Source organism: Rhizobium sp. YTUHZ045, from assembly GCF_051124255.1.
GTDB lineage: Bacteria > Pseudomonadota > Alphaproteobacteria > Rhizobiales > Rhizobiaceae > Rhizobium.
This window is the reverse complement of sequence record NZ_CP101432.1, coordinates 1,200,244-1,223,035: the sequence shown is the minus strand read 5'-3', so window position 1 is coordinate 1,223,035 and position 22,792 is coordinate 1,200,244. Positions and strand designations below refer to the sequence as shown.

At 61.1% G+C, this 22,792-nt stretch carries 20 protein-coding genes and 1 pseudogene; 11 read left to right on the top strand and 10 right to left on the bottom strand.

The window, feature by feature from the left end:
* Window positions 1-57: 57 nt before the first annotated feature.
* The 7 genes from NMA58_RS05960 to NMA58_RS05930 all read right to left on the bottom strand — a co-directional run bounded on the left by NMA58_RS05960 (window position 58) and on the right by NMA58_RS05930 (window position 6,790).
* On the bottom strand, window positions 58-669 hold the full coding sequence (locus NMA58_RS05960; protein WP_434712692.1) for a riboflavin synthase: 612 nt from the start codon (window positions 667-669) through the stop codon (window positions 58-60).
* On the bottom strand, window positions 669-1,976 hold the full coding sequence (gene ribD, locus NMA58_RS05955) for a bifunctional diaminohydroxyphosphoribosylaminopyrimidine deaminase/5-amino-6-(5-phosphoribosylamino)uracil reductase RibD (RefSeq protein WP_434712691.1): 1,308 nt from the start codon (window positions 1,974-1,976) through the stop codon (window positions 669-671). The genes NMA58_RS05960 and ribD overlap by 1 nt, the downstream gene beginning before the upstream one ends.
* A 3-nt stretch (window positions 1,977-1,979) precedes the next feature.
* Window positions 1,980-2,456, bottom strand: coding sequence for a transcriptional regulator NrdR (gene nrdR, locus NMA58_RS05950; RefSeq protein ID WP_003547190.1), 477 nt, complete (start codon window positions 2,454-2,456; stop codon window positions 1,980-1,982).
* A 9-nt stretch (window positions 2,457-2,465) separates the two neighbouring features.
* On the bottom strand, window positions 2,466-3,764 hold the full coding sequence (gene glyA / locus NMA58_RS05945; protein WP_085777703.1) for a serine hydroxymethyltransferase: 1,299 nt from the start codon (window positions 3,762-3,764) through the stop codon (window positions 2,466-2,468).
* Window positions 3,765-3,970: 206 nt separating this feature from the next.
* A complete protein-coding gene (locus NMA58_RS05940) occupies window positions 3,971-5,272 on the bottom strand; it encodes a L,D-transpeptidase family protein (protein ID WP_064811670.1) in 1,302 nt (433 codons plus the stop codon).
* A gap of 434 nt (window positions 5,273-5,706) precedes the next feature.
* Window positions 5,707-6,222, bottom strand: coding sequence for a transcriptional regulator LdtR (gene ldtR / locus NMA58_RS05935; RefSeq protein WP_434712690.1), 516 nt, complete (start codon window positions 6,220-6,222; stop codon window positions 5,707-5,709).
* A 130-nt stretch (window positions 6,223-6,352) separates the two neighbouring features.
* Window positions 6,353-6,790 carry a DUF6163 family protein gene (locus tag NMA58_RS05930; protein ID WP_434712689.1) on the bottom strand — a complete coding sequence of 146 codons (438 nt, stop codon included), beginning with the start codon at window positions 6,788-6,790 and terminating at the stop codon, window positions 6,353-6,355.
* Between the two features lie 130 nt (window positions 6,791-6,920).
* On the opposite strand from NMA58_RS05930, the gene hemB reads away from it, so the two are divergent.
* The 6 genes and pseudogenes from hemB to NMA58_RS05900 all read left to right on the top strand — a co-directional run bounded on the left by hemB (window position 6,921) and on the right by NMA58_RS05900 (window position 10,986).
* The gene (hemB, locus tag NMA58_RS05925) at window positions 6,921-7,934 is read left to right on the top strand and encodes a porphobilinogen synthase (RefSeq protein WP_434712688.1); all 1,014 of its coding nucleotides are present in this window, start codon (window positions 6,921-6,923) and stop codon (window positions 7,932-7,934) included.
* 74 nt (window positions 7,935-8,008) lie between these two features.
* Window positions 8,009-8,467, top strand: coding sequence for an RDD family protein (locus NMA58_RS05920; protein ID WP_434712687.1), 459 nt, complete (start codon window positions 8,009-8,011; stop codon window positions 8,465-8,467).
* A gap of 193 nt (window positions 8,468-8,660) precedes the next feature.
* Window positions 8,661-9,437 carry an arginyltransferase gene (locus tag NMA58_RS05915; protein WP_085777700.1) on the top strand — a complete coding sequence of 259 codons (777 nt, stop codon included), beginning with the start codon at window positions 8,661-8,663 and terminating at the stop codon, window positions 9,435-9,437.
* Entirely contained in the window at window positions 9,438-10,319 is an 882-nt protein-coding gene (locus NMA58_RS05910) for a DMT family transporter (RefSeq protein WP_434712686.1), read from the top strand.
* A gap of 59 nt (window positions 10,320-10,378) precedes the next feature.
* Entirely contained in the window at window positions 10,379-10,600 is a 222-nt protein-coding gene (locus NMA58_RS05905) for an AbrB/MazE/SpoVT family DNA-binding domain-containing protein (protein ID WP_434712685.1), read from the top strand.
* Window positions 10,600-10,986, top strand: a pseudogene (locus tag NMA58_RS05900) (type II toxin-antitoxin system death-on-curing family toxin). The gene NMA58_RS05905 and the pseudogene NMA58_RS05900 overlap by 1 nt, the downstream one beginning before the upstream one ends.
* Here the strand turns inward: NMA58_RS05900 and NMA58_RS05895 are convergent.
* Window positions 10,976-11,434, bottom strand: coding sequence for an SRPBCC family protein (locus tag NMA58_RS05895; RefSeq protein WP_434712683.1), 459 nt, complete (start codon window positions 11,432-11,434; stop codon window positions 10,976-10,978). The pseudogene NMA58_RS05900 and the gene NMA58_RS05895 overlap by 11 nt on opposite strands.
* Before the next feature lie 221 nt (window positions 11,435-11,655).
* Entirely contained in the window at window positions 11,656-13,911 is a 2,256-nt protein-coding gene (gene parC / locus NMA58_RS05890; protein WP_434712682.1) for a DNA topoisomerase IV subunit A, read from the bottom strand.
* A gap of 233 nt (window positions 13,912-14,144) precedes the next feature.
* Between parC and NMA58_RS05885 the strand changes: the two genes are divergently transcribed.
* Complete coding sequence (locus NMA58_RS05885; protein ID WP_434712681.1) at window positions 14,145-15,332, top strand: hypothetical protein; 1,188 nt, start codon at window positions 14,145-14,147, stop codon at window positions 15,330-15,332.
* 127 nt (window positions 15,333-15,459) lie between these two features.
* Here the strand turns inward: NMA58_RS05885 and aspS are convergent, their stop codons facing one another.
* Window positions 15,460-17,250, bottom strand: a complete 1,791-nt coding sequence (aspS, locus tag NMA58_RS05880; protein ID WP_085780031.1) for an aspartate--tRNA ligase — start codon at window positions 17,248-17,250, stop codon at window positions 15,460-15,462.
* A gap of 255 nt (window positions 17,251-17,505) precedes the next feature.
* Here aspS and NMA58_RS05875 point away from each other — a divergent pair, with 255 nt between their 5' ends.
* The 4 genes from NMA58_RS05875 to NMA58_RS05860 all read left to right on the top strand — a co-directional run bounded on the left by NMA58_RS05875 (window position 17,506) and on the right by NMA58_RS05860 (window position 22,777).
* The gene (locus NMA58_RS05875) at window positions 17,506-18,897 is read left to right on the top strand and encodes a multicopper oxidase family protein (RefSeq protein WP_434712680.1); all 1,392 of its coding nucleotides are present in this window, start codon (window positions 17,506-17,508) and stop codon (window positions 18,895-18,897) included.
* A gap of 131 nt (window positions 18,898-19,028) precedes the next feature.
* Entirely contained in the window at window positions 19,029-20,174 is a 1,146-nt protein-coding gene (rnd, locus tag NMA58_RS05870) for a ribonuclease D (RefSeq protein ID WP_430957740.1), read from the top strand.
* A gap of 76 nt (window positions 20,175-20,250) precedes the next feature.
* Complete coding sequence (locus NMA58_RS05865) at window positions 20,251-21,312, top strand: adenylate/guanylate cyclase domain-containing protein (RefSeq protein WP_430957741.1); 1,062 nt, start codon at window positions 20,251-20,253, stop codon at window positions 21,310-21,312.
* Window positions 21,313-21,418: 106 nt separating this feature from the next.
* Entirely contained in the window at window positions 21,419-22,777 is a 1,359-nt protein-coding gene (locus NMA58_RS05860) for an esterase-like activity of phytase family protein (RefSeq protein ID WP_434712679.1), read from the top strand.
* Window positions 22,778-22,792: the final 15 nt, after the last annotated feature.

Here is a 22,792-nt window from a genome sequence, read left to right as displayed (position 1 = left end):
CTCGCGCCCGGCATGCCAGTCGTGGCGCGACACCGGAAAGCAGTACAGGTTTGTAATTCAGGCGCTCGGGAATTCCGCCAGCCTGGCAGCGTAACGCGCCATTGTATCGACTTCGAAATTGACGAAATCGCCGGCTTTGCGCTCACCCCACGTGGTGACGTCGAGCGTGTGGCGGATGAGCAGGACGTCGAAATCGGTGCCGTCGACCGCATTGACGGTCAGCGAAGTGCCATCGAGTGCAACCGACCCCTTGGGGGCGACGAATCTCGCCAAATGCTCGGGTGCACGCAGTCGAAAGCGGGTGGCATCGCCCTCCGATGTCACCGAGAGGATTTCCGCCTTGCCGTCGACATGGCCGGAAACGATGTGGCCGCCGAGTTCATCTCCGATCTTCAGCGACCGTTCGAGATTGATGCGGCTGCCCTGCTGCCAGGTGCCGATCGTCGTCAGCCGCAGCGCCTCTTCCCAAGCTTCCACTTCGAACCAGCGGCCATTGCTGCCTTCATCAGGCAGGCCGGTCACGGTGAGGCAGATGCCGGAATGGGAGATGGACGCGCCCATATCGATGGTCGCAGGATCGTAACTTGTTGCGACGCGCAGCTTGATGCCCTCCTTCAGGGGGGAAACGGATTCGACTATGCCGACATCGGTGACTATTCCGGTGAACATCAAAGCCCTCTTTCGTATTCGTCCAGGCGATCGTCGCCAAACATTCGCGTGCTCATATGCATGAAACCGGATGGTATGTCGGTTGCCTGCAACGGGGATTCAATACCGCCCTCACCGATGACGCCGGGCGCCTGATAAAGCAGGATGCGGTCGACGAGATCTGCCTCAAGGAAAAGCCGCGCCGTCTTTGCACCACCCTCGACCAGAAGCGAGGAAATGCCGCGTGTTGCGAGCGCCGGCAGCAGGATTTCCGGGTGATAGGGATTGCAGTAGACGATCTCAACGCCGGCGGCTTCGAGTGCGGTGCGGCGGGAGTCTATGTCGGTGGCGTCGGTGGGTGGGATACCCCCCTCTGCCCTGCCGGGCATCTCCCCCACAGGTGGGGAGATTGGCAGGGGGCTAGCCCTTTGCTCTACATCTTGCCTCGAGGCGAAATCATCATCGGAAGCTTGGGAATGCGGATCGCGCTCCTTGCCGATCTCCCCCCTTGTGGGGGAGATGCCCGGCAGGGCAGAGGGGGGTAAACCCTCGGCCTCCAATAATGATACGTCCTCTCTGGCCACCACGATGACCGGCACCTCCCGCGCCGTCTGAACCAGCTTACTCGTCAGCGGCAACGCAAGAGACGGATCAAGGACGATGCGGATCGGCGACTGTGCTTCGAGGCCTGGCGTGCGCACCGTCAGAAGCGGGTCATCCGCTATCGCGGTGCCGATGCCGACGAGGATCGCGTCGGATTCGGCGCGCAGCGCCTGAACCTCGGCGCGGGCCTCCGGACCTGTGATCGTCACTTGGCCCTCCCCCTCCCGGCCGATCATGCCATCGGCGGAAACGGCAAGTTTGAGAGTCACATAGGGGCGGTTCTTCGTCTGGCGGGTGAGATAGCCGGCCAGCGAACGCCGGCCCTCCGTCTCCAGTACGCCGGCATCCACCTCGATGCCGGCTTGGCGCAGCATGGCGATGCCTCGGCCGGAGACGCGCGGATCGGGATCGGTGACGCTGATGACCACGCGAGCCACGCCATAGGCGATCAGCGCCTCGGCGCAGGGCGGTGTCTTGCCGTGATGCGAGCAGGGTTCGAGCGTCACATAAGCGGTGGCGCCGCGGGCAAGTTCGCCGGCTTCGGCGAGCGCCTGCGGCTCGGCATGCGGACGGCCGCCGAGCGCCGTGACCGCACTGCCGACGACGACGCCATCACGAACGATGAGGCAGCCGACGGAAGGGTTGGTGGCGGTGCGGCCGAGATGCCGGCGCGACAGGCGGATCGCCGACGCCATGAAACCTTCGTCATCCGCCGTGACGCTCATGGCTCATCTGTCCAGCGGGTCGCGGGCGATCTTGGCGTTGATTTCGGAAATGACCTTCTCGAAATCCTCGGCAAGCGAGAAATCCCGATAGACCGAGGCGTAGCGCACGAAGCCGACATCGTCGAGGCTCTTCATGGCTTCCAGCACCTGCAGGCCGATCTGCTCGGAGGAGATTTCCGTCTCGCCGGAACTTTCGAGCCGGCGGACGATGCCGGAGACGGCACGCTCGATGCGATCCCGCTCGACGGGGCGCTTGCGCAACGCGACTTCGAAGGAGCGCACCAGCTTGTCACGATCGAACGGTACCTTGCGGCCGGTCTTCTTGATGACCATCAGCTCGCGCAGCTGCACACGCTCGAAGGTGGTGAAACGCCCCCCGCAATCCGGACAGATACGCCGCCGGCGGATGGACGTATTGTCCTCCGCCGGACGCGAATCCTTGACCTGGGTATCTTCCGAACCGCAATAGGGGCAGCGCATCGCTACTCCTTACCCCATGTAGCCATACATGGGGAAGCGGTCTGTGAGGTTGACCACCTTGCCGCGCACGGCGGCTTCAACGGCGGCGTTGCCGTCATCGGAATTGGCGACCTTCAGGCCGTCGAGAACCTCGACGATCAGATTGCCGATCTCGCGGAATTCGGCTTCCTTGAAGCCACGCGTCGTGCCGGCCGGTGCGCCCAAACGCACGCCTGATGTGACGAAGGGCTTTTCTGGGTCGAAGGGGATGCCGTTCTTGTTGCAGGTGATATAGGCGCGGCCGAGCGCTGCCTCGGCGCGCTTGCCGGTGGCGTTCTTCTTGCGTAGATCGACCAGCATCAGGTGGTTGTCGGTGCCGCCGGAGACGACGTCGAGGCCGCCTGCAATCAGCGTTTCGGCCAGCGCCCGGGCGTTCTTGACGATCTGAGCGGCGTATTCCTTGAATTCCGGCTGCAGCGCCTCGCCGAAGGCGACCGCCTTGGCAGCGATGATGTGCATCAGCGGACCGCCCTGCAGGCCGGGGAAGACGGCCGAATTAAACTTCTTGGCGAGATCCTCCTCATTGGTGAGGATGACGCCGCCGCGCGGGCCGCGCAGCGACTTGTGCGTTGTCGTCGTCGCGACATGGCAATGCGGGAACGGCGACGGATGCTGGCCGCCGGCAACGAGGCCGGCGATATGGGCCATGTCGACCATCAGATAGGCGCCGACGCTGTCGGCGATCTCGCGGAAGCGCTTCCAGTCCCAGATGCGGGAATAGGCGGTGCCGCCGGCGATGATCAGCTTCGGCTTGTGTTCTTCGGCCTTGCGGGCGACTTCATCCATGTCGAGAAGGTTGTCGCCTTCGCGCACGCCATAGGACACGACGTTGAACCACTTGCCGGACATGTTGACCGGCGAACCATGCGTCAGGTGGCCGCCCGAATTCAGGTCGAGACCCATGAATGTGTCGCCGGGCTGCAGCAGCGCCAGGAACACGGCCTGGTTCATCTGCGAGCCGGAATTCGGCTGGACGTTGGCGAAATTGACGCCGAATAGCTTCTTGGCGCGCTCGATCGCCAACTCCTCGGCGATGTCGACGAACTGGCAGCCGCCGTAATAGCGCTTGCCGGGGTAACCCTCGGCATATTTGTTGGTCATGATGGAGCCCTGGGCTTCCAGCACGGCGCGGGAGACGATGTTCTCGGAAGCGATCAGTTCGATCTCGTGCCGTTGGCGACCGAGTTCCTTTCCGATCGCGCCGAAGATTTCCGGATCGACGTCCGCAAGCGAGCGATTGAAGAAGGATTCGGTGGAAGCATTGGTCATGGGCGGGCTCCTCAACTGGAATGCGCTGAGGTATTAGCCTTCCGCCGGGGCAAGGGCAATACGAAGAACGACATTTGCTGGGCAAAGCGCGCGCTGCAGCTCTTTTGTGAGCACGCCTCGGCAGGACGCGGCAAACAGAGCCCTCCCCGGCATAAAAAACCGCGCCCGAAGCGCGGTTCTCAAAATCACGACGCAGAGGGCGCCGCTTATTGAACCGGCTGCTCCATGCCGGCCGTCGTGTCGAGCGCGAGCTCGGCATTGCCGTCCATCTGATAGATGTCGTCGCGGAACTGGACGATGCCGTCGGGCATGCCCCAGGCGGAGATGTAGACGAAATAAACCGGAACTTCGGTGGCGAGCTTGATCGGCGTGTTGACGCCGCTTGCGATCACCTGCTCCATCTGCTGGCGGCTCCAGCCCGGCGTCTCGCGCAACAGCCAGGTCGACAGGTCACGCACGTTCTGAACACGGACGCAGCCCGACGATTCAAAACGCATGAGCTTGTTGAACAGGCCCTGCTGCGGCGTGTCGTGCATGTACTCGCCGTTCTTGTTGTAGAAGTTGATCTTCGTCGATGCCATGGCGTTGATCTTACCCGGGTCCTGGCGGAACATCAGGTTCGGCGCCTCGCCGTTCCAATCGACAGTCTCCGGAGAAACCTCATTGCCCTTGCCGTCGATCAGACGGATCGCGTTCTTTTCGAGATAGGTCGGATCCTTGCGCATGAGCGGCATGATGTCCTTTTCGACGATCGAGCGCGGCGCGGTCCAGTAAGGGTTGAGGATGACTTCGTAGATCTTCGAATTGACGAGATGCGTCGGGCGGCTCAGACGGCCGACGACCGCGGTGTGGCGCGTCGCGACGCTGCCGTCTTCGACGGCCTCGACATAGGCGGCCGGAATATTGACCATCAGATGGCGCCGGCCGAGATCTTCCGGGAAGGTCTGCAGGCGGACCAGGTTGGTGTTCAACTGCTGCAGGCGGACATCGGCCGGAATATTCATCGCCTTCAGCGTGAACTCGCCGAGAACGCCATCGGACGGCAGGCCGTGACGCGCCTGGAAGCGTTTGACGGCGCCGTCGACATAGGAATCGAAAGCGTTCGACATGCCTGCCTCGCGCGGCAGGTCGCCGGTGATCGCAAGGCGCTGGCGCAGCGCCTGGACGGCGGGAGAGGAAACGCCGAGCTGCAGGCGCTGATCACCGGGATTGACTTCGGGCCAGCCGCCGGCTGCCGCAATCTGCTGATACTGCATGATCGCCTGCTGGGCACTCGCGACCGATTGGGGACCGAGGATCGGCGTGTTGGAAACGACGGCCGTCGCCGTGCGCGAAGCCGCCTTGGCATCGAACTGGTCATCCCAGTTGCCGCGGCGCGGTGCGTTGATCAGCGTATCGAGCGCCGACTGCGCCAATGCCGGCGCGGCCATCGCGCTGGCGCCTATCGTTGCCGCGGACGCAAGGAAAGCGCGGCGCGAGAGAGCTTCATTTCCGTTTTTCTTCGACATAGTCCCAACCACTGAATGCCGCATGCAAGGAAGCGCGGCGCTTTGCGATATCACTGCGCCTTAACGCAGATCCCATCCATTCGTTCTTCCGGCACATCGGAAAATTCCGCCCGCCGCACCGCAAGATTGCGATGCGGAAGTCTGAACGTTCCTGATCCATTGAAAGCGCCGGTTGTTAACATTCCGCTGCCACACCAATATGGCCAATTCGTGTTGTCAGGCCGAGGGCAACTGCCGAAGGCCGAGTTCATCACGAAACGAACCATATGACGGGTAAATCGTGCCGGTTAATAACGGCTAAAAAACGGCTTGGAAACCGGCCTTTGCGCTTGCCTGGCCTGCGTTGCAAAGATGCCACGCGGGCGCGAACGGCAAAACCGGACGCGCAGGGAACGCATCCGGTTTTCTTCAACCCTGAAAGGAGGTCGAGGGTCTTAGAGGCGGTACATGATCGAGTCGTTCCAGAAACGATCGAGACGCTGGAGCAGCTTGTTCATCTGGGTGAACTCGTCGGTGCCGATGCCGCCGACCTTATCGATCGAGGCGATGTGGCGTTCGTAGAGCTTGGCGACCGTTTCGGCGATGTCCTGGCCGGTTTCGGTCAGGCTGATGCGGACTGAGCGGCGGTCGATGCGGGAGCGCTGGTGGTTGATGAAACCGAGGTCGACCAGCTTCTTGACGTTGTAGGATACGTTGGAGCCGAGATAGTAACCTCGCGAGCGCAGCTCGCCGGCGGTCAGCTCGGAATTGCCGATGTTGAAAAGGAGCAGCGCCTGGACGGCGTTGACGTCACTGCGACCCTGACGGTCGAACTCGTCCTTGATGACGTCGAGAAGACGGCGATGAAGACGTTCGACAAGATGAAGGGATTCCATGTAAAGATCACGGATGCCCTGATCCTGCTGGTCACGGAAGTTGGATACCGCCTGCGGCTTGATTTTCGTGTTCATATTGACTGCCTCACTGTTTTGTTTGGCGGTGTCGTTTTCTTCCCGCCTTGAGTGAGACCCTATCGAATACATATAAAATTCGACTTAAACCGCAGGCTTAATGGAGCCTTACCGCAAACCCCACGTTGTCTCAGGGTAAATCAACACTTACCTGGCGGCGGTGCCGGCGCTTTTCCAGCCAGAGCAACAGGCGGAAAATGCAGTAGACCACGGCGACCATGAGATGCAGCAGGATGATCAGCTTATTGGGCCCGAAAATGTCAGGCAGCAGACCATACATGAGAATCTGCCCGCCCGCTGCCAGCACCCAGATAACCGGCCCCCAGGAGACGGTGAGCCAGAGGCCGAGGGAGGCGACGGGGAAAAGCACGGCAAGGCTGGTGCTTGCCACCTTCCACGGCAGGCTCAAAAGATCGAAGCGGCCGGCCCCGACCAGCGAATAACCGACGAGCATCGCCCAATATTGCAGCCCGAACCAGAAGCAGGATACGGCCACCAGTCTCAGGAACAGGATGAAGAGAAGATCCGCCAGCGTGCGTTTCGGTATTGTCGGGGAATCGATTTCCATAGCGCAAACATCGGTTCGGGATCGGATCGTTACAAGCAGTTTTTCCGCCGCGGCCATCGTCCGGTTTGGATTTTCCGGGCGCCATGATAATGAGCGCTCCGATAAATGGAATGGGCCAGGGATAGATATCATGCAGGACAAGACGCATCTCGTCGACGACATCACCGGCCATCGCCGCATGCGGCGCAATCGCAAGGCAGACTGGACTCGCCGGCTGGTGCAGGAAAACCGGCTGACGGTAGACGACCTGATCTGGCCGATCTTCGTCGTGCCGGGCTCCGGTATCATCGATCCGATCCCGGCTATGCCCGGCGTCAACCGTATGAGCATCGACAAAGCAGTCGAGGCCGCGCGCGAAGCGGCCGGCCTCGGCATTCCGGCGCTGGCGACCTTTCCCAATATCGATATGGAACTGCGCGACGAGACAGGTTCGAACAGCCTCGAGGCCAACAATCTGATCAATCAGGCCACGGCGGCGATCAAGAAGGCGGTGCCCAATATCGGCGTCATCACCGATGTCGCGCTCGACCCCTTCACCAGCCACGGCCATGACGGCATTCTGAGAGACGGCGAAATCGTCAACGACGAGACGGTCGATCAGGTGGCGCGTGCCGCGGTGATGCAGGCCGATGCCGGCGCCGACATCATCGCTCCCTCGGAGATGATGGACGGGCGCGTCGGCGCGATCCGCAGGGCGCTCGATGCCGCCGGCCATCAAGAGGTCGGCATCATGAGCTATGCGACGAAATTCGCCTCCGCCTTTTATGGCCCCTATCGCGAAGCGATCTCGACCGGCGGGCTGCTGAAGGGCGACAAGAAGACCTATTATATCGACCCGGCCAACGGCACCGAGGCGATCCGCGACGCCGCCCTCGACGTCGAGGAAGGCGCCGACATGCTGATGGTCAAGCCCGGCCTGCCCTATCTCGACATCTGCTGGCGAATGAAGGAGGCCTTCGGCCTGCCGACCTTCGCCTACCAGGTTTCCGGTGAATATACGCAGATCAAGGCCGCAGCGATGAACGGCTGGATAGACGGCGAGCGGGCGATGCTCGAAACGCTGCTGTCGTTCAAGCGGGCGGGATGCGACGGCATCCTCACCTATTTCGCAGTCGAGGTGGCGAAAATTCTCAGCAAACGGTGATTTCGGGGCGAATGATTGTATTTCGCCTCGCCGATACCATATCAGCGGCATCGCTTTTGCGAGAGGAGATTGAGATGAGCTACAACCCCAATTCGCTTTATGCCGCACCGGAGGACTGGCGCGCCTATAGCGGCGTGTTGAGCCGCCGTGTCTTTGCCTTCATCCTCGATTACCTCATCGTGGCGCTGCTGTGCATTCCCGCGGCAATCGTTCTGTTCTTCCTGTCCATCGTCACGCTCGGCCTCGGCTTCTTCCTCTACCCTGCCCTCTTCGTGATCGTCGCCGGCCTTTACTTCGGCCTGACCGTCGGCGGGCCGACCCAGGCTTCGCTCGGCATGCGGGCAATGGGGATCGCGATCGTGCGCGTCGACGGACGGCCGATGGATTTTCTGACGGCGATCGTGCATCTGGCGCTGTTCTGGATTCTCAACTCGGTGCTGACGCCCCTCATCCTGCTTGCCGGCCTGTTTATCGAGCGCAGCCGTCTCATCCACGACCTCCTGGTCGGCACGGTGACGGTGCGCACTGCCTGACAGCTGCCTGACATCTTGGCGGCGGAGACGAAAAAACTCTCCGCCTTCCCTGCATCCGGCATCACGACGCTCCATATCCAAAAATTAGAAGACTGAAATGAAGGGCGGAGACCGCCGCGCTGTTGACGTTTTCTATTCTTAGGTCATGCTGTCAGAAAACGGCACTGTCTCGACAAGGAAACTTCCGCGACAAATGAATACGCAGACGACGCCATCCCCGCAGTTTTATCTGACGGCTCCGGCTGCGTGTCCGTATCTGCCGCATGAGATGGAGCGCAAGGTCTTCACCCATCTGGTCGGCCCGCGGGCCGCGGAGATGAACGACATCCTCACCCAGGGCGGGTTCCGCCGCTCGCAGAACATCGCTTACCGACCGGCCTGCGAATCCTGTCGCGCCTGCGTTTCCGTGCGGATTCTCGCCCAGGAATTCGAACCGACGAAATCGATGAAACGGGTGCTTGCCGCCAATTCCGATGTCATCGCCACCGAATTCGCAGCCCAGCCTTCCAGCGAGCAATATTCACTCTTCCGGCGCTATCTCGATTTCCGCCACCAGCAAGGCGGCATGTCCGATATGACCGTGCTCGATTATGCGATCATGGTGGAGGACACGCATGTGAACACGCGAATCATCGAATACCGCCGGCGCGAGGAAGGCTCCGGGCTGGAGGAGCGGCCGAAGGGCGAACTGCTTGCCGCCGCACTGACCGACACGATGAGCGACGGGCTGTCGATGGTCTATTCCTATTTCAATCCGGCGCTCGAGCGGCGTTCGCTCGGCACGTTCATGATTCTCGACCATGTCAGGCGCACGAAAGCGCTCGGTCTGCCGCATGTCTACCTCGGCTATTGGGTTCAGGGGTCACGGAAAATGGACTATAAGACCCGTTTCCAGCCGCAGGAGCATCTGACCCCGCGCGGCTGGGAACGTTTCGACCCCTCCTCCATGCCCGAAAGCACGCGCGACTGAATGTTCCCCACCGCTCTTTCCGATCATCGGAAAGGCCTGCTGCTGACGGCGATCGGCGGGCTGGCACTTTCCATGGATATCCCGCTCGTCCGCCTTGGCGACGGTGACATCTGGTGGGTTCTCGGAATGCGGAGCGCAGCAACGATTGTCGCCACGCTCGTGATATTAGGAGCAATGCGCCTTGTTTCGGGCAAGTGGCCGGTCCTCGTTCCGGGGCGACCTGGTCTTATCGCCGGTCTGCTCTACGGTCTCTCTTCCCTAACTTTCGTGCTGGCCGTCTTCAATACGGCCACGGCCAATGTCGTCTTCATCGTCGCCTTCAATCCGATGTTCGGGGCGCTGCTTTCCTGGATTTTCCTCAAGGAGAAGCCCCCGGCCGCGACGCTGATCGCCATGCTGTTCATGATATCAGGCGTCGGACTGATTGTAAGCGAAGGACTTGCCAGCGGCCATATCTTTGGCGACGCCATGGCGCTTCTCAGCGCGCTCATTCTTGCCGCAGCCATTACACTCGGGCGTGCCTCGCGCCGGCAAATGGGCTTCGTGCCGCTGCTTGCCGCCATCCTGCCGGCCGCGCTCGGCCTCGCGCAAGCTCTGCCCTCAGCGTTTGCAATCGCCAATCCCGGCTGGATCCTCCTCAACGGCGCCGTCATCATGCCGGTCGCCTTCTGGTGTCTTGCGACCGGGCCGCGCTACCTCTCCGCACCTGAAGTCGGCATGTTCTATCTACTGGAAACGGTGCTGGCGCCGATCTGGGTCTGGCTGATCTTTGCCGAAACGCCCGTAACGACGACGCTCGTCGGCGGCGGCATCCTGACGGCGACAATCGCCGTGCATTCCCTCTGGATGGCGCGACGCAAGAGCGTCAGGCAAGTCTTATGATGTGAAGTTGTCGCCCCTCGGCGCCATGTTATAACGGCGTTACCACAGAGGATAGAGCGATGAACGTCACGATCCGTAAGATCGGCAACTCCGAGGGTGTCATTATTCCCAAGGAGGTCCTTGATCGCCTTGGATTAAAAACAGGCGACTCATTGGAACTGCAAATGGAAAGCGGCGGCATCAATTTGAGGCCGGCTGACGAAGATTTGTCCCGTCAGCTCGAGGCGGCGCGACATTTCATGGACAAGTATAAGGTCGCTTTGAAGAAGCTGGCCGAATAATGGCCTTCAAATTCCTGACAAGGCCATTGGTGGAGACTCTGCAGACAATGCAGATCGAGCGCTTCGGCGGGCTTGCCGGGTTGCGTGACGAAGGCGCTTTGGAATCCACCCTCGGCCGGCCGATGCATAACGCCAATTACGGTTGCGACGATGTCATCGAACTCGCCGCAGCGTTCTTTTCGGCCTTGCCCGCAACCACGCATTCGTCGACGGCGACAAACGCATCACGATCGTCCGCCGGTGTATTCCTTCTCGAAAATGGCTACGAGATCGAGACCACCGACGCCAATCTCTACGCTTTCGTCCTTGCCATCGCCGCCGGCGAGATTGACGAGGAAGGCGCGACACGCTTCCTTCGGGACTTCAGCGTGCCGCTCAACCGGTAGCCTTCAACTGTTGCTGTTCCAGTTCCCTGCCGAGCGCTTCGACGACATGCGCCCAGCCTTGCCGTGTTTTCTCCTCGTGTGCGGCCCATTCGGCGCACATTTCGTGGGTCAATGTCAGGCGGCTGCCGCCGCCGAGAGGCTCGATGTCGATTTCGACGCGATCGCAATTGTGGTCGTGCTCTTCGACGGAAAAGCTGAAGACCATGCGTTGCGGGCGCTTCAATTCAAGGAAGACGCCCTGATGAAAGGCGTCTCCGGTCGGGCGGCGGTCGACAACGAAGAAACGTCCGCCGACGCGCGGATCGATGTCGGCACGGATGACGTGACCATCATCAGTCGCAAACAGGAAGCGGCGGGCAATTTCCGGATTGAGCCAAGCGTCGTAGACGACCGCCGGCGGCGCCTTGTATGTGTGGCTGACATGCAATTTGATGGTGCTGGCGGGCATCGATTTTCCTCCGGTAGGGCGCGTGCGCCTTCCCGAGGCGCAACGAACCGCAGCCGCTCCGTCCGCCCACGCAACCGGCCTTCTCTTCATTTTGATAACAGCAATGAGATAGAGAAGTTCCCGCGCCCGCCAAGAGCCGAGAGCGGAATTTAGTTCGACAAAAAATCAAGGCCTTACGGCGTCCTTTGCGCGCCTGAACAGGCGCGCGGCGCTGTAAAGCCTCAGCCAGCGAATTTGCCACTGCGCGGGAAGCCCTTCGGCACGGTCCGTCCGGCGCTGGCGCGATCGCCCAGCCATTCGGCGAGTTCGTCCTTGTTCTTCGTGAAGGTGCGGCCGGCGCTGTCTTCCCAGACGAGGCCGTCTGATATCGCGAAGCAACGGACGTCGGAAATGCCGCCATCCTTGTAGCGCTGCAGGCGCACGCCCTTGCCACGCGACATTTCCGGCACCTGCGCGAGCGGGAAGACCAGCAGCTTGCGATTCTCGCCGACGACTGCGATGTGATCGCCGCTGACGGGCACCAGCAGCTGCGTTTCCTCCGGCAGCGCGACATTCATGATCTGCTTGCCTTTGCGCGTATTGGCGACCAGCTCCGCCTCTGGCACGACGAAGCCGTTCCCAGCCGTCGAGACGATCAGCTGCTTGCGCGAGGGATCGTGGACGAAGGCGGTCAGCACAGCCTGGTCGTTATCCATGTCGACCATGATACGCAAAGGTTCGCCGTGGCCGCGACCGCCCGGCAGCTTGTCGCCACCGAGCGTGAAGGCCTTGCCGCCTGTCGTAACGATCAGGATCTTGTCCGTCGTCTGCGCCGGGAAGGCCACTTTCAAGCCGTCGCCCTCCTTGAAGGTCAGGGTCGACGTGTCTGCGATGTGGCCCTTCAGGGCGCGGATCCAGCCCTTTTCGGAAATGACGACGGTGATCGGTTCCTTCTCGATCATCGCCTGCTGGATCGCTTCCTCGTCGGCTTCGGGCGCATCGGCGAACTGGGTGCGTCGACGGCCGACCTCGGTCGCCTTGGCGAATTTCTTCTTCACTTCGCCGATTTCCCAGGCGACCGTCTGCCACTGCTTGTCGTCGGAGGCAAGCAACGCCTCAATCTCGCTCTTTTCCTTGGTGAGTTCGTCGAACTCCTTGCGGATCTCGAATTCTTCCAGCTTGCGCAGGGCGCGCAACCGCATGTTGAGGATCGCTTCGACCTGATTGTCCGTCAGGTCCCATCGCGCCATCATGACCGGCTTCGGCTCGTCTTCCTCGCGGATGATCCGGATCACCTCGTCGATATTGAGATAGGCGATCAGAAGGCCGCCGAGGATTTCGAGACGCTTGTCGATCGCGGCCAGACGGAAGCGCGACCGGCGCTGCAGGACCTCGCGACGGTGGTCCAGCCACTCCTTCAGCACTTCGTTCAGCGCCATGACCTTGGGGATGCGCCCCATGGACAGGACGTTCATGTTGAGCGGAAAGCGGCTTTCGAGCTCCGTCAGCTTGAACATCGACTCCATCAGGATCGTCGGATCGACGCTCCGGGACTTCGGCACCAGGACGATGCGGATGTCCTCGGCCGATTCATCGCGGATGTCTTCCAGCAGCGGCAGCTTGCGGGCAATCAGCAACTCGGCGATCTTCTCGATCAGCCGCGATTTCTGCACCTGGAACGGAATTTCGGTGACGACGATCTGATAGCCGCCGCGGCCCAGATCCTCCGTCTGCCATTTCGCCCGCACGCGGAAACCGCCGCGGCCGGTGCGGTAGCTCTCGATGATGCTGTCGCGGCTGTCGATGATGATGCCGCCGGTGGGGAAATCCGGGCCGGGAATGAACTCGACGAGCTTTTCGACCGTCGCATCGGGATGCTTGATCAGATGCAGGGCGGCATCGCATAGCTCATGGGCATTGTGAGACGGGATCGAGGTCGCCATGCCGACGGCGATGCCGGAGGAGCCATTGGCGAGCAGGTTCGGGAAGGCGCCGGGAAGCACGACCGGCTCGGAATTCGATTCGTCGTAGGTGTCGCGGAAATCGACCGCATCCTGATCGATCCCTTCGAGCAGCAGTTCGGAGACCGCCGTCATCTTCGATTCGGTGTAACGCATGGCGGCAGGGCTGTCGCCGTCGATATTGCCGAAATTGCCCTGGCCGTTCACCAGCGTATAACGCTGCGAGAAATCCTGCGCGAGACGAGCCAGCGCGTCGTAGATCGACTGGTCGCCGTGCGGATGGTAGTTACCCATCACCTCGCCGACGATCTTGGCGCATTTTCTGAAGGCTGAAGTCGGCCTCAGCCCCATCTCGTTCATCGCGTAGACGATGCGGCGATGGACAGGCTTCAGCCCGTCGCGCACGTCAGGCAGCGCGCGGTGCATGATGGTCGATAACGCATAGGCGAGATAGCGCTGCTCAAGCGCCGCCTTCAGGTCGACCGGTTGGATGTTGTCGTCGTCTCCGCCGGAAGGCGGCAAAATCTCTTGTCCCATAGGTCCTGACTAGCCCAGAAGAGGCTGGCGGGCAAGGAATCCAGGCCATTGCAGCTGTGGATGAAGTCTTCCGGCTGATATCAAAGGATGAGACAAGCTCATCGCGGCAATTTGGATTTCGTTTGCCCTTCCCTTCAACAAAAAATTAGTGGGCCGCAATATAAAGCAGGCCCAATCCGTAGTAGCGTAACTGCAGATTTCCAACCGTCACACGCCACCAGAGGAATCACCCTATGAACTTTTACCGGACAACGCGGCTGATGCTGTCGGGCGCAGCCTTTTTCTCGCTCGCAGGCTCGGCTTTCGCTCTCGACGGCGCCGATCTGCTGAAGAAGCTCAATGCCGCCTATGCCGCGCAGGGCGGAACGATTTCGGCTGAAGGCATCGATATCGACGGCACGACGGTGACCTTGAAGAACGTCAGCCTCAAACCGACCGGCGGCGAAAGCCTGCCTATCGGCGAAGTCACTCTTTCCGGTGTCGAGGAAGACGAGGACGGCGGTTACTATATCGAAGAAGCGACCTTCCCCGACATCAACAAGACCGAAGATGGCGTCACTGTGACGGCGCAGCAGCTGACGCTTGGCGGCATTTCGATCCCGTCAACGCCCGGCGGCGACTCGCTCGATACGATGATGCTCTACGAAACAGCGCATACCGGCCCGCTGAAGGTGGTCAAGGACGGCGCGGAAGTCTTCTCCGTACTCGAAAGCAACATGAACCTGACATTGCGCGAAGACGAATCCGGCTTCGATTTCGACGGCGCTTTTAAGAGCATGAAGGCCGATCTCAGCAAGGCCGAGGATGCGCAGAGCAAGGACGCGATCGAGAAGCTCGCCCTGCAGCACGTCCAAGGCGACATCACCATGAAGGGCGCCTGGGAACTCGCGCCCGGCACGATCGACATTTCGGAATTCGCCTTCGACTTCACCAACATCGGCAAACTGAACCTTGGCTTCAAGATCTCGGGCTATACGATGGCCTTCATGAAGTCGATGCAGGATGCGATGAAGCAATCCGAAGCCAATCCGAACAAGGAACAGTCGCAGCAGGCGCTCGGCCTCGCCATGCTCGGCCTGATGCAGCAATTGTCCTTCGAGGGCGCAAAGGTGCGCTTCGAAGATGCCTCGATCACCAAGCGCGCGCTCGATTATGCCGGTTCGCAGCAGAACATGTCCGGCAAGCAGATGGCGGATTCGCTGAAGGCGATGACGCCGATCATGCTGGCGCAGCTCAATATCCCGGAACTGCAGAACGCCGTTTCGGCCGCCGTCAACACCTTCCTCGACGACCCCAAGAGCCTGACGGTCAGCGCCGCCCCTGAAAAGCCGGTGCCGTTCCCGACGATCGTCGGCGCTGCCATGGGCGCTCCGAACACGCTGCCCCAGGTGCTCGGCGTCAAGGTTTCGGCCAACGACTGATCGCTCAAATCTCAAGAAAGGGCCCGGCAGTTCCGCTGCCGGGCCTTTTTGTTTGCAACGGGGACGATGAGGGCAAACGAAAAGCCTGGCGATTGCGGCCGCCGGGCTTTCTCATTGGGAAACGAACTCAGTCCTTTTTGACCGGCGGAATCGGCCGGATCGCAAGCTCGCGCAGCTGCGTCGGCGTCGCCGGGCTCGGAGCGCCCATCAGCAGGTCCTGAGCCTGCTGGTTCATCGGGAAGAGCGAGATTTCGCGCAGGTTCTTCGCGCCGACGAGCAGCATGATGATGCGGTCGATGCCGAAGGCGGCGCCGCCATGCGGAGGTGCGCCATACTGGAAGGCGCGGTAGAGGCCGCCGAAACGGTCCTCGACGTCCTGCTGGCTGAGGCCGACCTTCTCGAAGGCGGCAACCATGGTTTCCGGCGACTGGTTGCGGATCGAACCCGAGGCGATCTCGAAGCCGTTGCAGACGGCGTCATATTGGAAGGCCTTGATCGTCAAAGGATCCTGGTTCTGCAGCGCGTCGAGGCCACCCTGCGGCATCGAGAACGGGTTATGAGCGAAATCGACCTTCTTTTCTTCCTCGCTCCATTCGAAGAAGGGGAAGTCGACGATCCAGCAGAGCTCGAACCGGTCGCGGTCGACGAGGTTGAGTTCTTCGCCGGCCTTGGTGCGGGCCTCGCCCGCAAACTTATAGAATTTTTCCGGCTCTCCGGCGACGAAGAAACAGGCGTCGCCGTCGTCGAGGCCGAGCTGCGTGCGGATCGCATCGGTGCGCTCCTCGCCGATGTTCTTGGCAAGCGGTCCGGCGCCTTCGAGCTTATCGCCTTCCTTGCGCCAGAAGATGTAGCCAAGGCCCGGCTGGCCCTGGCTCTGCGCCCAGGCGTTCATGCGGTCGCAGAAAGCACGCGAGCCGCCTGTTTTGGCAGGGATCGCCCAGATCTGGACCTTCGGGTTGGAGGCGATCATGCCGGCGAAGACCTTGAAGCCGGAGCCGGCGAAATGCTCGGTCACCGCTTCCATGACGATCGGGTTGCGCAGATCAGGCTTGTCGGAACCGTATTTGCGGATCGCCTCGTCATAGGGGATGCGCGGCCATTCCTTGGTGACCGGCTTGCCTTCGGCAAACTCCTCGAACACCTTGGTCATCAGCGGACCCATCGTGTTCCAGACGTCTTCCTGGGTGACGAAGCTCATTTCGAGGTCGAGCTGGTAGAATTCGCCCGGCAGGCGATCGGCGCGCGGATCTTCGTCGCGGAAGCACGGCGCGATTTGGAAGTAGCGGTCGAAGCCTGCGACCATCAGCAGCTGCTTGTACTGCTGCGGCGCCTGCGGCAGAGCGTAGAAGGTGCCGGGATGAATACGGCTCGGCACGAGGAAGTCGCGCGCACCTTCCGGCGAGGAGGCAGTCAGGATCGGCGTGGTATACTCGGTGAAGCCAGCGCTGCCCATTTCACGGCGCATGGCCGAAATCACCTGGGTGCGCTTGACGATGTTCTTGTGCAGGGTTTCGCGGCGAAGATCGAGGAAGCGATACTTGAGGCGAACGTCTTCCGGATAATCAGGCTCGCCGAAGACTGGTAGCGGCAACTCCTTGGCGGCGGAGAGCACTTCGATCTCTTGGGCGTAGAGCTCGATCTCGCCGGTCGCCATGTTCTTGTTGACGGTGTCTTCGGTACGGGCCTTGACGAGGCCGTCGATGCGGATGACCCATTCGCCACGCACCGTTTCCGCTGTCTTGAAGGCAGGGCTATCCGGGTCGGCGACCACTTGGGTGATGCCGTAATGGTCGCGAAGGTCGATGAAGAGAACGCCGCCATGGTCGCGAACGCGATGGACCCAGCCGGCGATGCGGACGGTCGAGCCGACATCCGTCTTGCGGAGGGCGGCACATGTGTGGCTGCGGTAGCGATGCATAATCTCAAATCCTGGCATGTGGCTGAAGACGGCAGCAGGGGTTCGAAGACCCTCCCGCGCCGACAAGAAAATCGGGCGGAAAAGCGCATGGACGCTCCGATTTGTCAAGGCTTGGCGCGCCCCGCCCCTGGGTTTGGCATGCGTTTATGGCGAGGCTGCGACCCACAGGCTGCGGCAGTTTGGCCGCGTTTCCCGTATTGATGAAGATGCGGCTCAACTTTAAAAGGATCGGCATTCCCATCCTGGAGCCGCCGCATGCCTCTGCTGACCCGCCGCAACCTTCTGAGGGCATCCGCCGTCGCGGGCGCCTATGGCGCCGGCGTCGCCGTTGCGGGCAAATTCGGGCTTGCCGAGGCGGCGCCGGAACCGCAGCTGCTGATGGCTGTAAAAACCGAGGCCATGCTGACCGAGGCGGGTCCGACCAGGGACATCATGAGCTGGGGCCATGACGGCATGCCGCCGGTTCTGCGGATGACCAAGGGGCGGCCCTACTCGGCAAGGCTGAAAAACGGGCTCGACGAGCCGACGACGATCCATTGGCACGGGCTTCGCATCGACAACCGCATGGATGGCGTGCCGTTCGTGACGCAGCCCTATATCTATACCGGCGACAGCTTCGATTATGCCTTCACGCCGCCGGATGCCGGTACCTTCTGGTATCATCCGCATTGCAACACGCTGACGCAGATGGGACACGGCATGACCGGCATGCTCGTCGTCGAGGATCCGGCCGATCCGGAGTTCGATGCGGAAGTGCTGCTCAATCTGCGCGACTGGCGTCTCGGAGGCGACGGGCAGTTCATCGCGCCCTTCCGGCCGCGCGACGCTGCCAAGAGCGGCACCTACGGCACAGTGCGCACGGCCAACTGGCGCCAGGAGCCGCAATATGATGCGCCGGCCGGCGGGTTGGTGCGGCTGCGCATTGCCATCACCGACGTTACGCGCATCTTCTCGCTGAAGATGGCGGGCGCAAATGCGACCGTCATCGCAATCGACGGCAATCCGGTGCCGAAACGCTTCCCCCTCGACCTCCTGCAGATCGGGCCGGGCCAGCGGCTCGATCTCGCCGTCCGCATGCCGGATGGCGAAGGCGCCGTCGTGACACTGGAAGATATTCGCGGCACGGCACCGAAGATGATCGCCAGCCTGCGTGCCGTCGGAGCATCGCTGAAGCGCGACATCGGCGATCTCGGGCCTCTTGTCCGAAATCCTGTCCCGAAGGCCGATCTTTCCGCTGCCGAACAGATCCCGCTGGTGTTGAGCGCCACTGCGGAAAATGCCGCCGTCGAGAGCATCTGCGGCACGCTCGGCTACAGCTTCTGGGCGATCAACAAGGTGCCCTGGCCCGGGGACACGCCCGATCCGACGGCGCCGCTGGCGGAACTGAAGCTCGGCAGGAGCTATGTCTTCAACCTTGAGAACACCACGCCGCACGCGCATCCGATCCACCTGCACGGAATGAGTTTCACGGTGATCTCCTCCTCGACGCGGGAGGTGATGCCACTGGTGTCCGACACCTACCTCGTCCAGCCGGATGAGAAGGTGCAATTGGCCCTCGTCGCCGACAATCCCGGCGATTGGGTGCTGCATTGCCATATCATCGAACATCAGAAGACAGGAATGACCAGCTATATCAGAGTGAGCTGAAGCATTCGCCTTGCCTCAGTTTGGACGTGATTCTTCTTCAGCAATGCTCGAAGCTTATGCTGTTGTATTGACATATCGAAGCGAAAGGAGAAGGAAGGTTCAACCGACCTTTTCCTTGCGAATGAAATGATATGATCGAAACCACCGCCGAATTGGCGGCCGCCTGCAAAGAGCTGGCCAAGTCCGACTTCATCACCATCGATACCGAATTCCTGCGTGAGACGACCTTTTGGCCGGAGCTTTGCCTGATCCAGATGGCAAGCCCGACATTGGAGGTTCTCGTCGATCCGCTGGCGAAGGGCATCGACCTCGCTCCCTTCTTTGACCTGATGGCGGACACGAAAGTGTTGAAGGTCTTTCACGCGGCGCGCCAGGACATCGAAATCATCTTCAACCGCGGCAATCTCATTCCGCATCCGATCTTCGACACGCAGGTCGCGGCCATGGTCTGCGGTTTCGGCGACAGCGTCTCCTACGACCAGCTGGTCAGCCGCATCAAGAACGTCCATATCGACAAGTCGTCGCGTTTCACCGACTGGAGCCGCCGGCCGCTCTCCGAAAAGCAGCTGGAATATGCGCTGGCCGACGTCACCCATTTGCGCGACGTCTACCTGTCGCTGAGCGCAGAACTCGACCGCGAAGGCCGCACGTCGTGGCTGCGCGAGGAAATGGACATTCTCGAAGCGCGCGAAACTTACGACATGCATCCCGACGACGCCTGGCAGCGTCTGAAGATGCGCCTGCGCAAGCCGCAGGAGTTGGCGGTCCTGAAATACGTCGCCGCCTGGCGTGAGCGCGAGGCACGGGCCCGCAATGTACCGCGTTCGCGCGTCTTGAAGGACGATGCGATCTATGAGGTCGCCCAGCAGCAGCCTAAGGATTCCGAAGCGCTCGGCCGCTTGCGCACGATTCCGAAGGGCTGGGAGCGCTCGGCCGCCGGGACGGCGGTCGTCGAAGCGGTCAACGCTGCGCTTGCCCTACCGAAAGCCGAGATGCCGCATGTGCCTCGTCAGGCACAGGCCCCGGAGGGCGCAGCTGCCGCCGTCGAACTCTTGAAGGTGCTGCTGAAGCTGATCTCCGAAAAACATGGCGTGGCGCCAAAGGTGATCGCCAACAGCGAGGATCTCGACAAGATTGCCGCCGATGGCGAGAACGCCGATGTCGCTGCCCTGCATGGCTGGCGGCGCGATCTTTTCGGCGAGCCCGCACTGCAGCTGATCCAGGGGCAGATCGGATTGCGTTTCGCTGGAAGGAAGGTTGAAACCGTCAGCCTCTGAAACCAAACTGAATTCGCTTGACGCTTTTTTCCCAGCTGAAACAATGGCTGGAGGAAACCTCAGGCGAAGAGGCGGCATGCGAGAAATATCTCCAACGCAGAACTGGATCTTGATCGCGATCGTGCTGGCTGCGAGCGGCGTCATCTACGATCTGATGTTCTACTCCAATCAGACGCCGGTCATCGGGGCGATCTTCGCGCTCTTTATCGGCATGCCGATTCTCGCCTTCGAGCGCAAGGTGCTGTTTCGCACCCTCTACCGACGGATCCAGAGGCTGCCGACCTTCGTGTTCATCATCACGGAGCTGGTGATCTACGAGATCCTGATGAGCATCGGCTTCGCCTGCGCCGGCCTCCTGCTCTGGTCGCTCGGCATGCTGAAGCCGTCGTCGTTCCTTGATCTCGTCGTCATGCCGTTCGAGGTCTTCCTCTATGCGCTTGCCGTCTGCTCGGCACTGATCTTCATCCTGCGCGTGCGGGAATTGCTCGGCCGCGAAGTATTCGTCAGCATGCTCATCAGCCGCTATCGTAATCCGGTCAAGGAAGAGCGTGTCTTCCTCTTCATCGATCTCGTCGATTCGACAGCTTTTGCGGAAAAGCACGGCGACCTCAGGGCACAGCAGTTGCTGAGCTCGCTGTTTGCGACCTTCGCGGAGCCGGTCCGGCGCCACAAGGGCATGATCAACGACTATGTCGGTGATGCGGCGATCATTACCTGGCCGCTTGCCCGCGGCGTCAAGGATGCGCGCTGCGTTCGCTGCATCTTCGATATCCTCGCCGATATCGAAGCCAATGCCGCCGGCTGGCGGAAAAATTACGGCCAGGTGCCGAAGCTTCGCGTAGCCCTTCATGGCGGCGAGATCATCACGGCGGAAGTCGGCGTCGACCACCACAAAATCAGCTATTTCGGCGATACAGTGAATACGACCGCCCGGCTGGAGACGCTCTGCCGCAGCCTGAACCGGCAGGTGCTGATCTCCGCGGAGCTGGCCCGGCGCATGACTTTTCCCGACGACATTTCCTGCGAAGATCTCGGGATCCATGCCGTCAAGGGACGCGGCCAGGCACTCGGCGTCATGGCGCTGTCCTCGCGTGCGGTGACCGTCCTGAACACGCCCGCAGTCGTTCTGCACGGCTGAGCAAGTCCATTTATCACCCGTCACCAAAGCTTCACCCAACCGTCAATTCGCTGACACGGAAGCCCTGTTAAGCGGAAGCCATTCGCATCCGTTCCATGGGGATATTATGAAGGACGTCCTTTTTGCTTCCGTATCGCTTTTCATCCTGATTGCCGGCCCCGTTTCGGCCGACCAGCAGCAGTTCCCGGCCAATCTCGCCGGCCAGGCGATCCTGCCAGCCAATACCATGGTTCCTGCTCCGGCCGACGCCCCCGAATTCCTCAAGCATTCCGGCAAGTTCACGACGCCGGACCGCAAGCGCACCGAAGCACTCGGCAGCGTTCCCGGCAAGGACGGCGCGCGCGTGACGGACCTCAAGCTTCCGTTCGACGGCCAGCCGATCCAGGGTTTCTCGGGCATCAAGACGATGGCCGACGGGACCTTTTGGACGCTCTCGGACAACGGATTCGGTTCCAAAGCCAACTCTTCCGACTCCATGCTGTTCCTGCATCAGATGAAGTTCGACTGGACTGCCAACAAAGCTGAGGTCGTCAAGAACCTCTTCCTCTCCGATCCAAACAAGATCGCGCCGTTCCCGATCGTGCTCGAAGGCACAGAAAAGCGTTACCTCACCGGTGCCGACTTCGACATCGAATCGATCCAGCCGGTTGCCGACGGCTTCTGGCTGGGCGACGAGTTCGGTCCCTATATCCTCAAAGTCGATACCGAAGGTCGCCTGACGGACGTGATCCCGACGACGCTCGACGGCAAGGCGGTGCTTTCGCCCGACAACCCGCTGATCCAGCTGCCGGGCAATCCGGCCGCCAAGATGCCGGTCTTCAACCTGAAGCGCTCGGGCGGCTTCGAAGGCCTTGCCATGTCGAAGGACGGATCCAAGCTCTACGGCCTGCTCGAAGGCGCCATCTACAAGGATGACGGCACAATGGAAACGGCTGACGGCCATACGGCCATCCGCGTCATTGAATTCGACGCTGCCTCCAAGAAGTGGACCGGCCGCAGCTGGCTTTATCCGTTCGAAGACAAGGGTGTATCGATCGGTGATTTCAACATGCTCGACGACTCCACCGCTCTCGTCATCGAGCGCGACAGCGGCGCCGGCACCAGCGATAAGGCCTGCGCCGACCCGAAGCAGCCGAAGCCGGATTGCTTCGAAGCTCCGGCGGTGCTGAAGCGCGTCTACAAGATCGAGTTCAACGACGCCAATGTCGGCAAGGCCGTCCGCAAGATCGGCTATATCGACCTCCTGAACATCCAGGACCCCGACAACAAGAAGAAGGCCGGCAACAAGGACGGCGTCTACGACATGCCGTTCGTCACGATCGAAAACGTCGACCGCGTCGACGCCACGCACATCATCATCGGTAACGACAACAACCTGCCCTTCTCGGCCGGCCGCGCCGTCGACAAGGCCGACAATAATGAGTTCAGCCTGCTTGAGGTTGGTGAGTTTTTGAACGCGAAGTAATTTGGGCTCTAATGT

What these genes read in the sequence shown, in the direction of transcription:
- NMA58_RS05960 (WP_434712692.1), bottom strand. Translation starts at nt 669, where the DNA reads ATGTTCACCGGAATAGTCACCGATGTCGGCATAGTCGAATCCGTTTCC.
- ribD (WP_434712691.1), bottom strand. Translation starts at nt 1,976, where the DNA reads ATGAGCGTCACGGCGGATGACGAAGGTTTCATGGCGTCGGCGATCCGC.
- nrdR (WP_003547190.1), bottom strand. Translation starts at nt 2,456, where the DNA reads ATGCGCTGCCCCTATTGCGGTTCGGAAGATACCCAGGTCAAGGATTCG.
- glyA (WP_085777703.1), bottom strand. Translation starts at nt 3,764, where the DNA reads ATGACCAATGCTTCCACCGAATCCTTCTTCAATCGCTCGCTTGCGGAC.
- NMA58_RS05940 (WP_064811670.1), bottom strand. Translation starts at nt 5,272, where the DNA reads ATGTCGAAGAAAAACGGAAATGAAGCTCTCTCGCGCCGCGCTTTCCTT.
- ldtR (WP_434712690.1), bottom strand. Translation starts at nt 6,222, where the DNA reads ATGAACACGAAAATCAAGCCGCAGGCGGTATCCAACTTCCGTGACCAG.
- NMA58_RS05930 (WP_434712689.1), bottom strand. Translation starts at nt 6,790, where the DNA reads ATGGAAATCGATTCCCCGACAATACCGAAACGCACGCTGGCGGATCTT.
- hemB (WP_434712688.1), top strand. Translation starts at nt 6,921, where the DNA reads ATGCAGGACAAGACGCATCTCGTCGACGACATCACCGGCCATCGCCGC.
- NMA58_RS05920 (WP_434712687.1), top strand. Translation starts at nt 8,009, where the DNA reads ATGAGCTACAACCCCAATTCGCTTTATGCCGCACCGGAGGACTGGCGC.
- NMA58_RS05915 (WP_085777700.1), top strand. Translation starts at nt 8,661, where the DNA reads ATGAATACGCAGACGACGCCATCCCCGCAGTTTTATCTGACGGCTCCG.
- NMA58_RS05910 (WP_434712686.1), top strand. Translation starts at nt 9,438, where the DNA reads ATGTTCCCCACCGCTCTTTCCGATCATCGGAAAGGCCTGCTGCTGACG.
- NMA58_RS05905 (WP_434712685.1), top strand. Translation starts at nt 10,379, where the DNA reads ATGAACGTCACGATCCGTAAGATCGGCAACTCCGAGGGTGTCATTATT.
- NMA58_RS05895 (WP_434712683.1), bottom strand. Translation starts at nt 11,434, where the DNA reads ATGCCCGCCAGCACCATCAAATTGCATGTCAGCCACACATACAAGGCG.
- parC (WP_434712682.1), bottom strand. Translation starts at nt 13,911, where the DNA reads ATGGGACAAGAGATTTTGCCGCCTTCCGGCGGAGACGACGACAACATC.
- NMA58_RS05885 (WP_434712681.1), top strand. Translation starts at nt 14,145, where the DNA reads ATGAACTTTTACCGGACAACGCGGCTGATGCTGTCGGGCGCAGCCTTT.
- aspS (WP_085780031.1), bottom strand. Translation starts at nt 17,250, where the DNA reads ATGCATCGCTACCGCAGCCACACATGTGCCGCCCTCCGCAAGACGGAT.
- NMA58_RS05875 (WP_434712680.1), top strand. Translation starts at nt 17,506, where the DNA reads ATGCCTCTGCTGACCCGCCGCAACCTTCTGAGGGCATCCGCCGTCGCG.
- rnd (WP_430957740.1), top strand. Translation starts at nt 19,029, where the DNA reads ATGATCGAAACCACCGCCGAATTGGCGGCCGCCTGCAAAGAGCTGGCC.
- NMA58_RS05865 (WP_430957741.1), top strand. Translation starts at nt 20,251, where the DNA reads ATGCGAGAAATATCTCCAACGCAGAACTGGATCTTGATCGCGATCGTG.
- NMA58_RS05860 (WP_434712679.1), top strand. Translation starts at nt 21,419, where the DNA reads ATGAAGGACGTCCTTTTTGCTTCCGTATCGCTTTTCATCCTGATTGCC.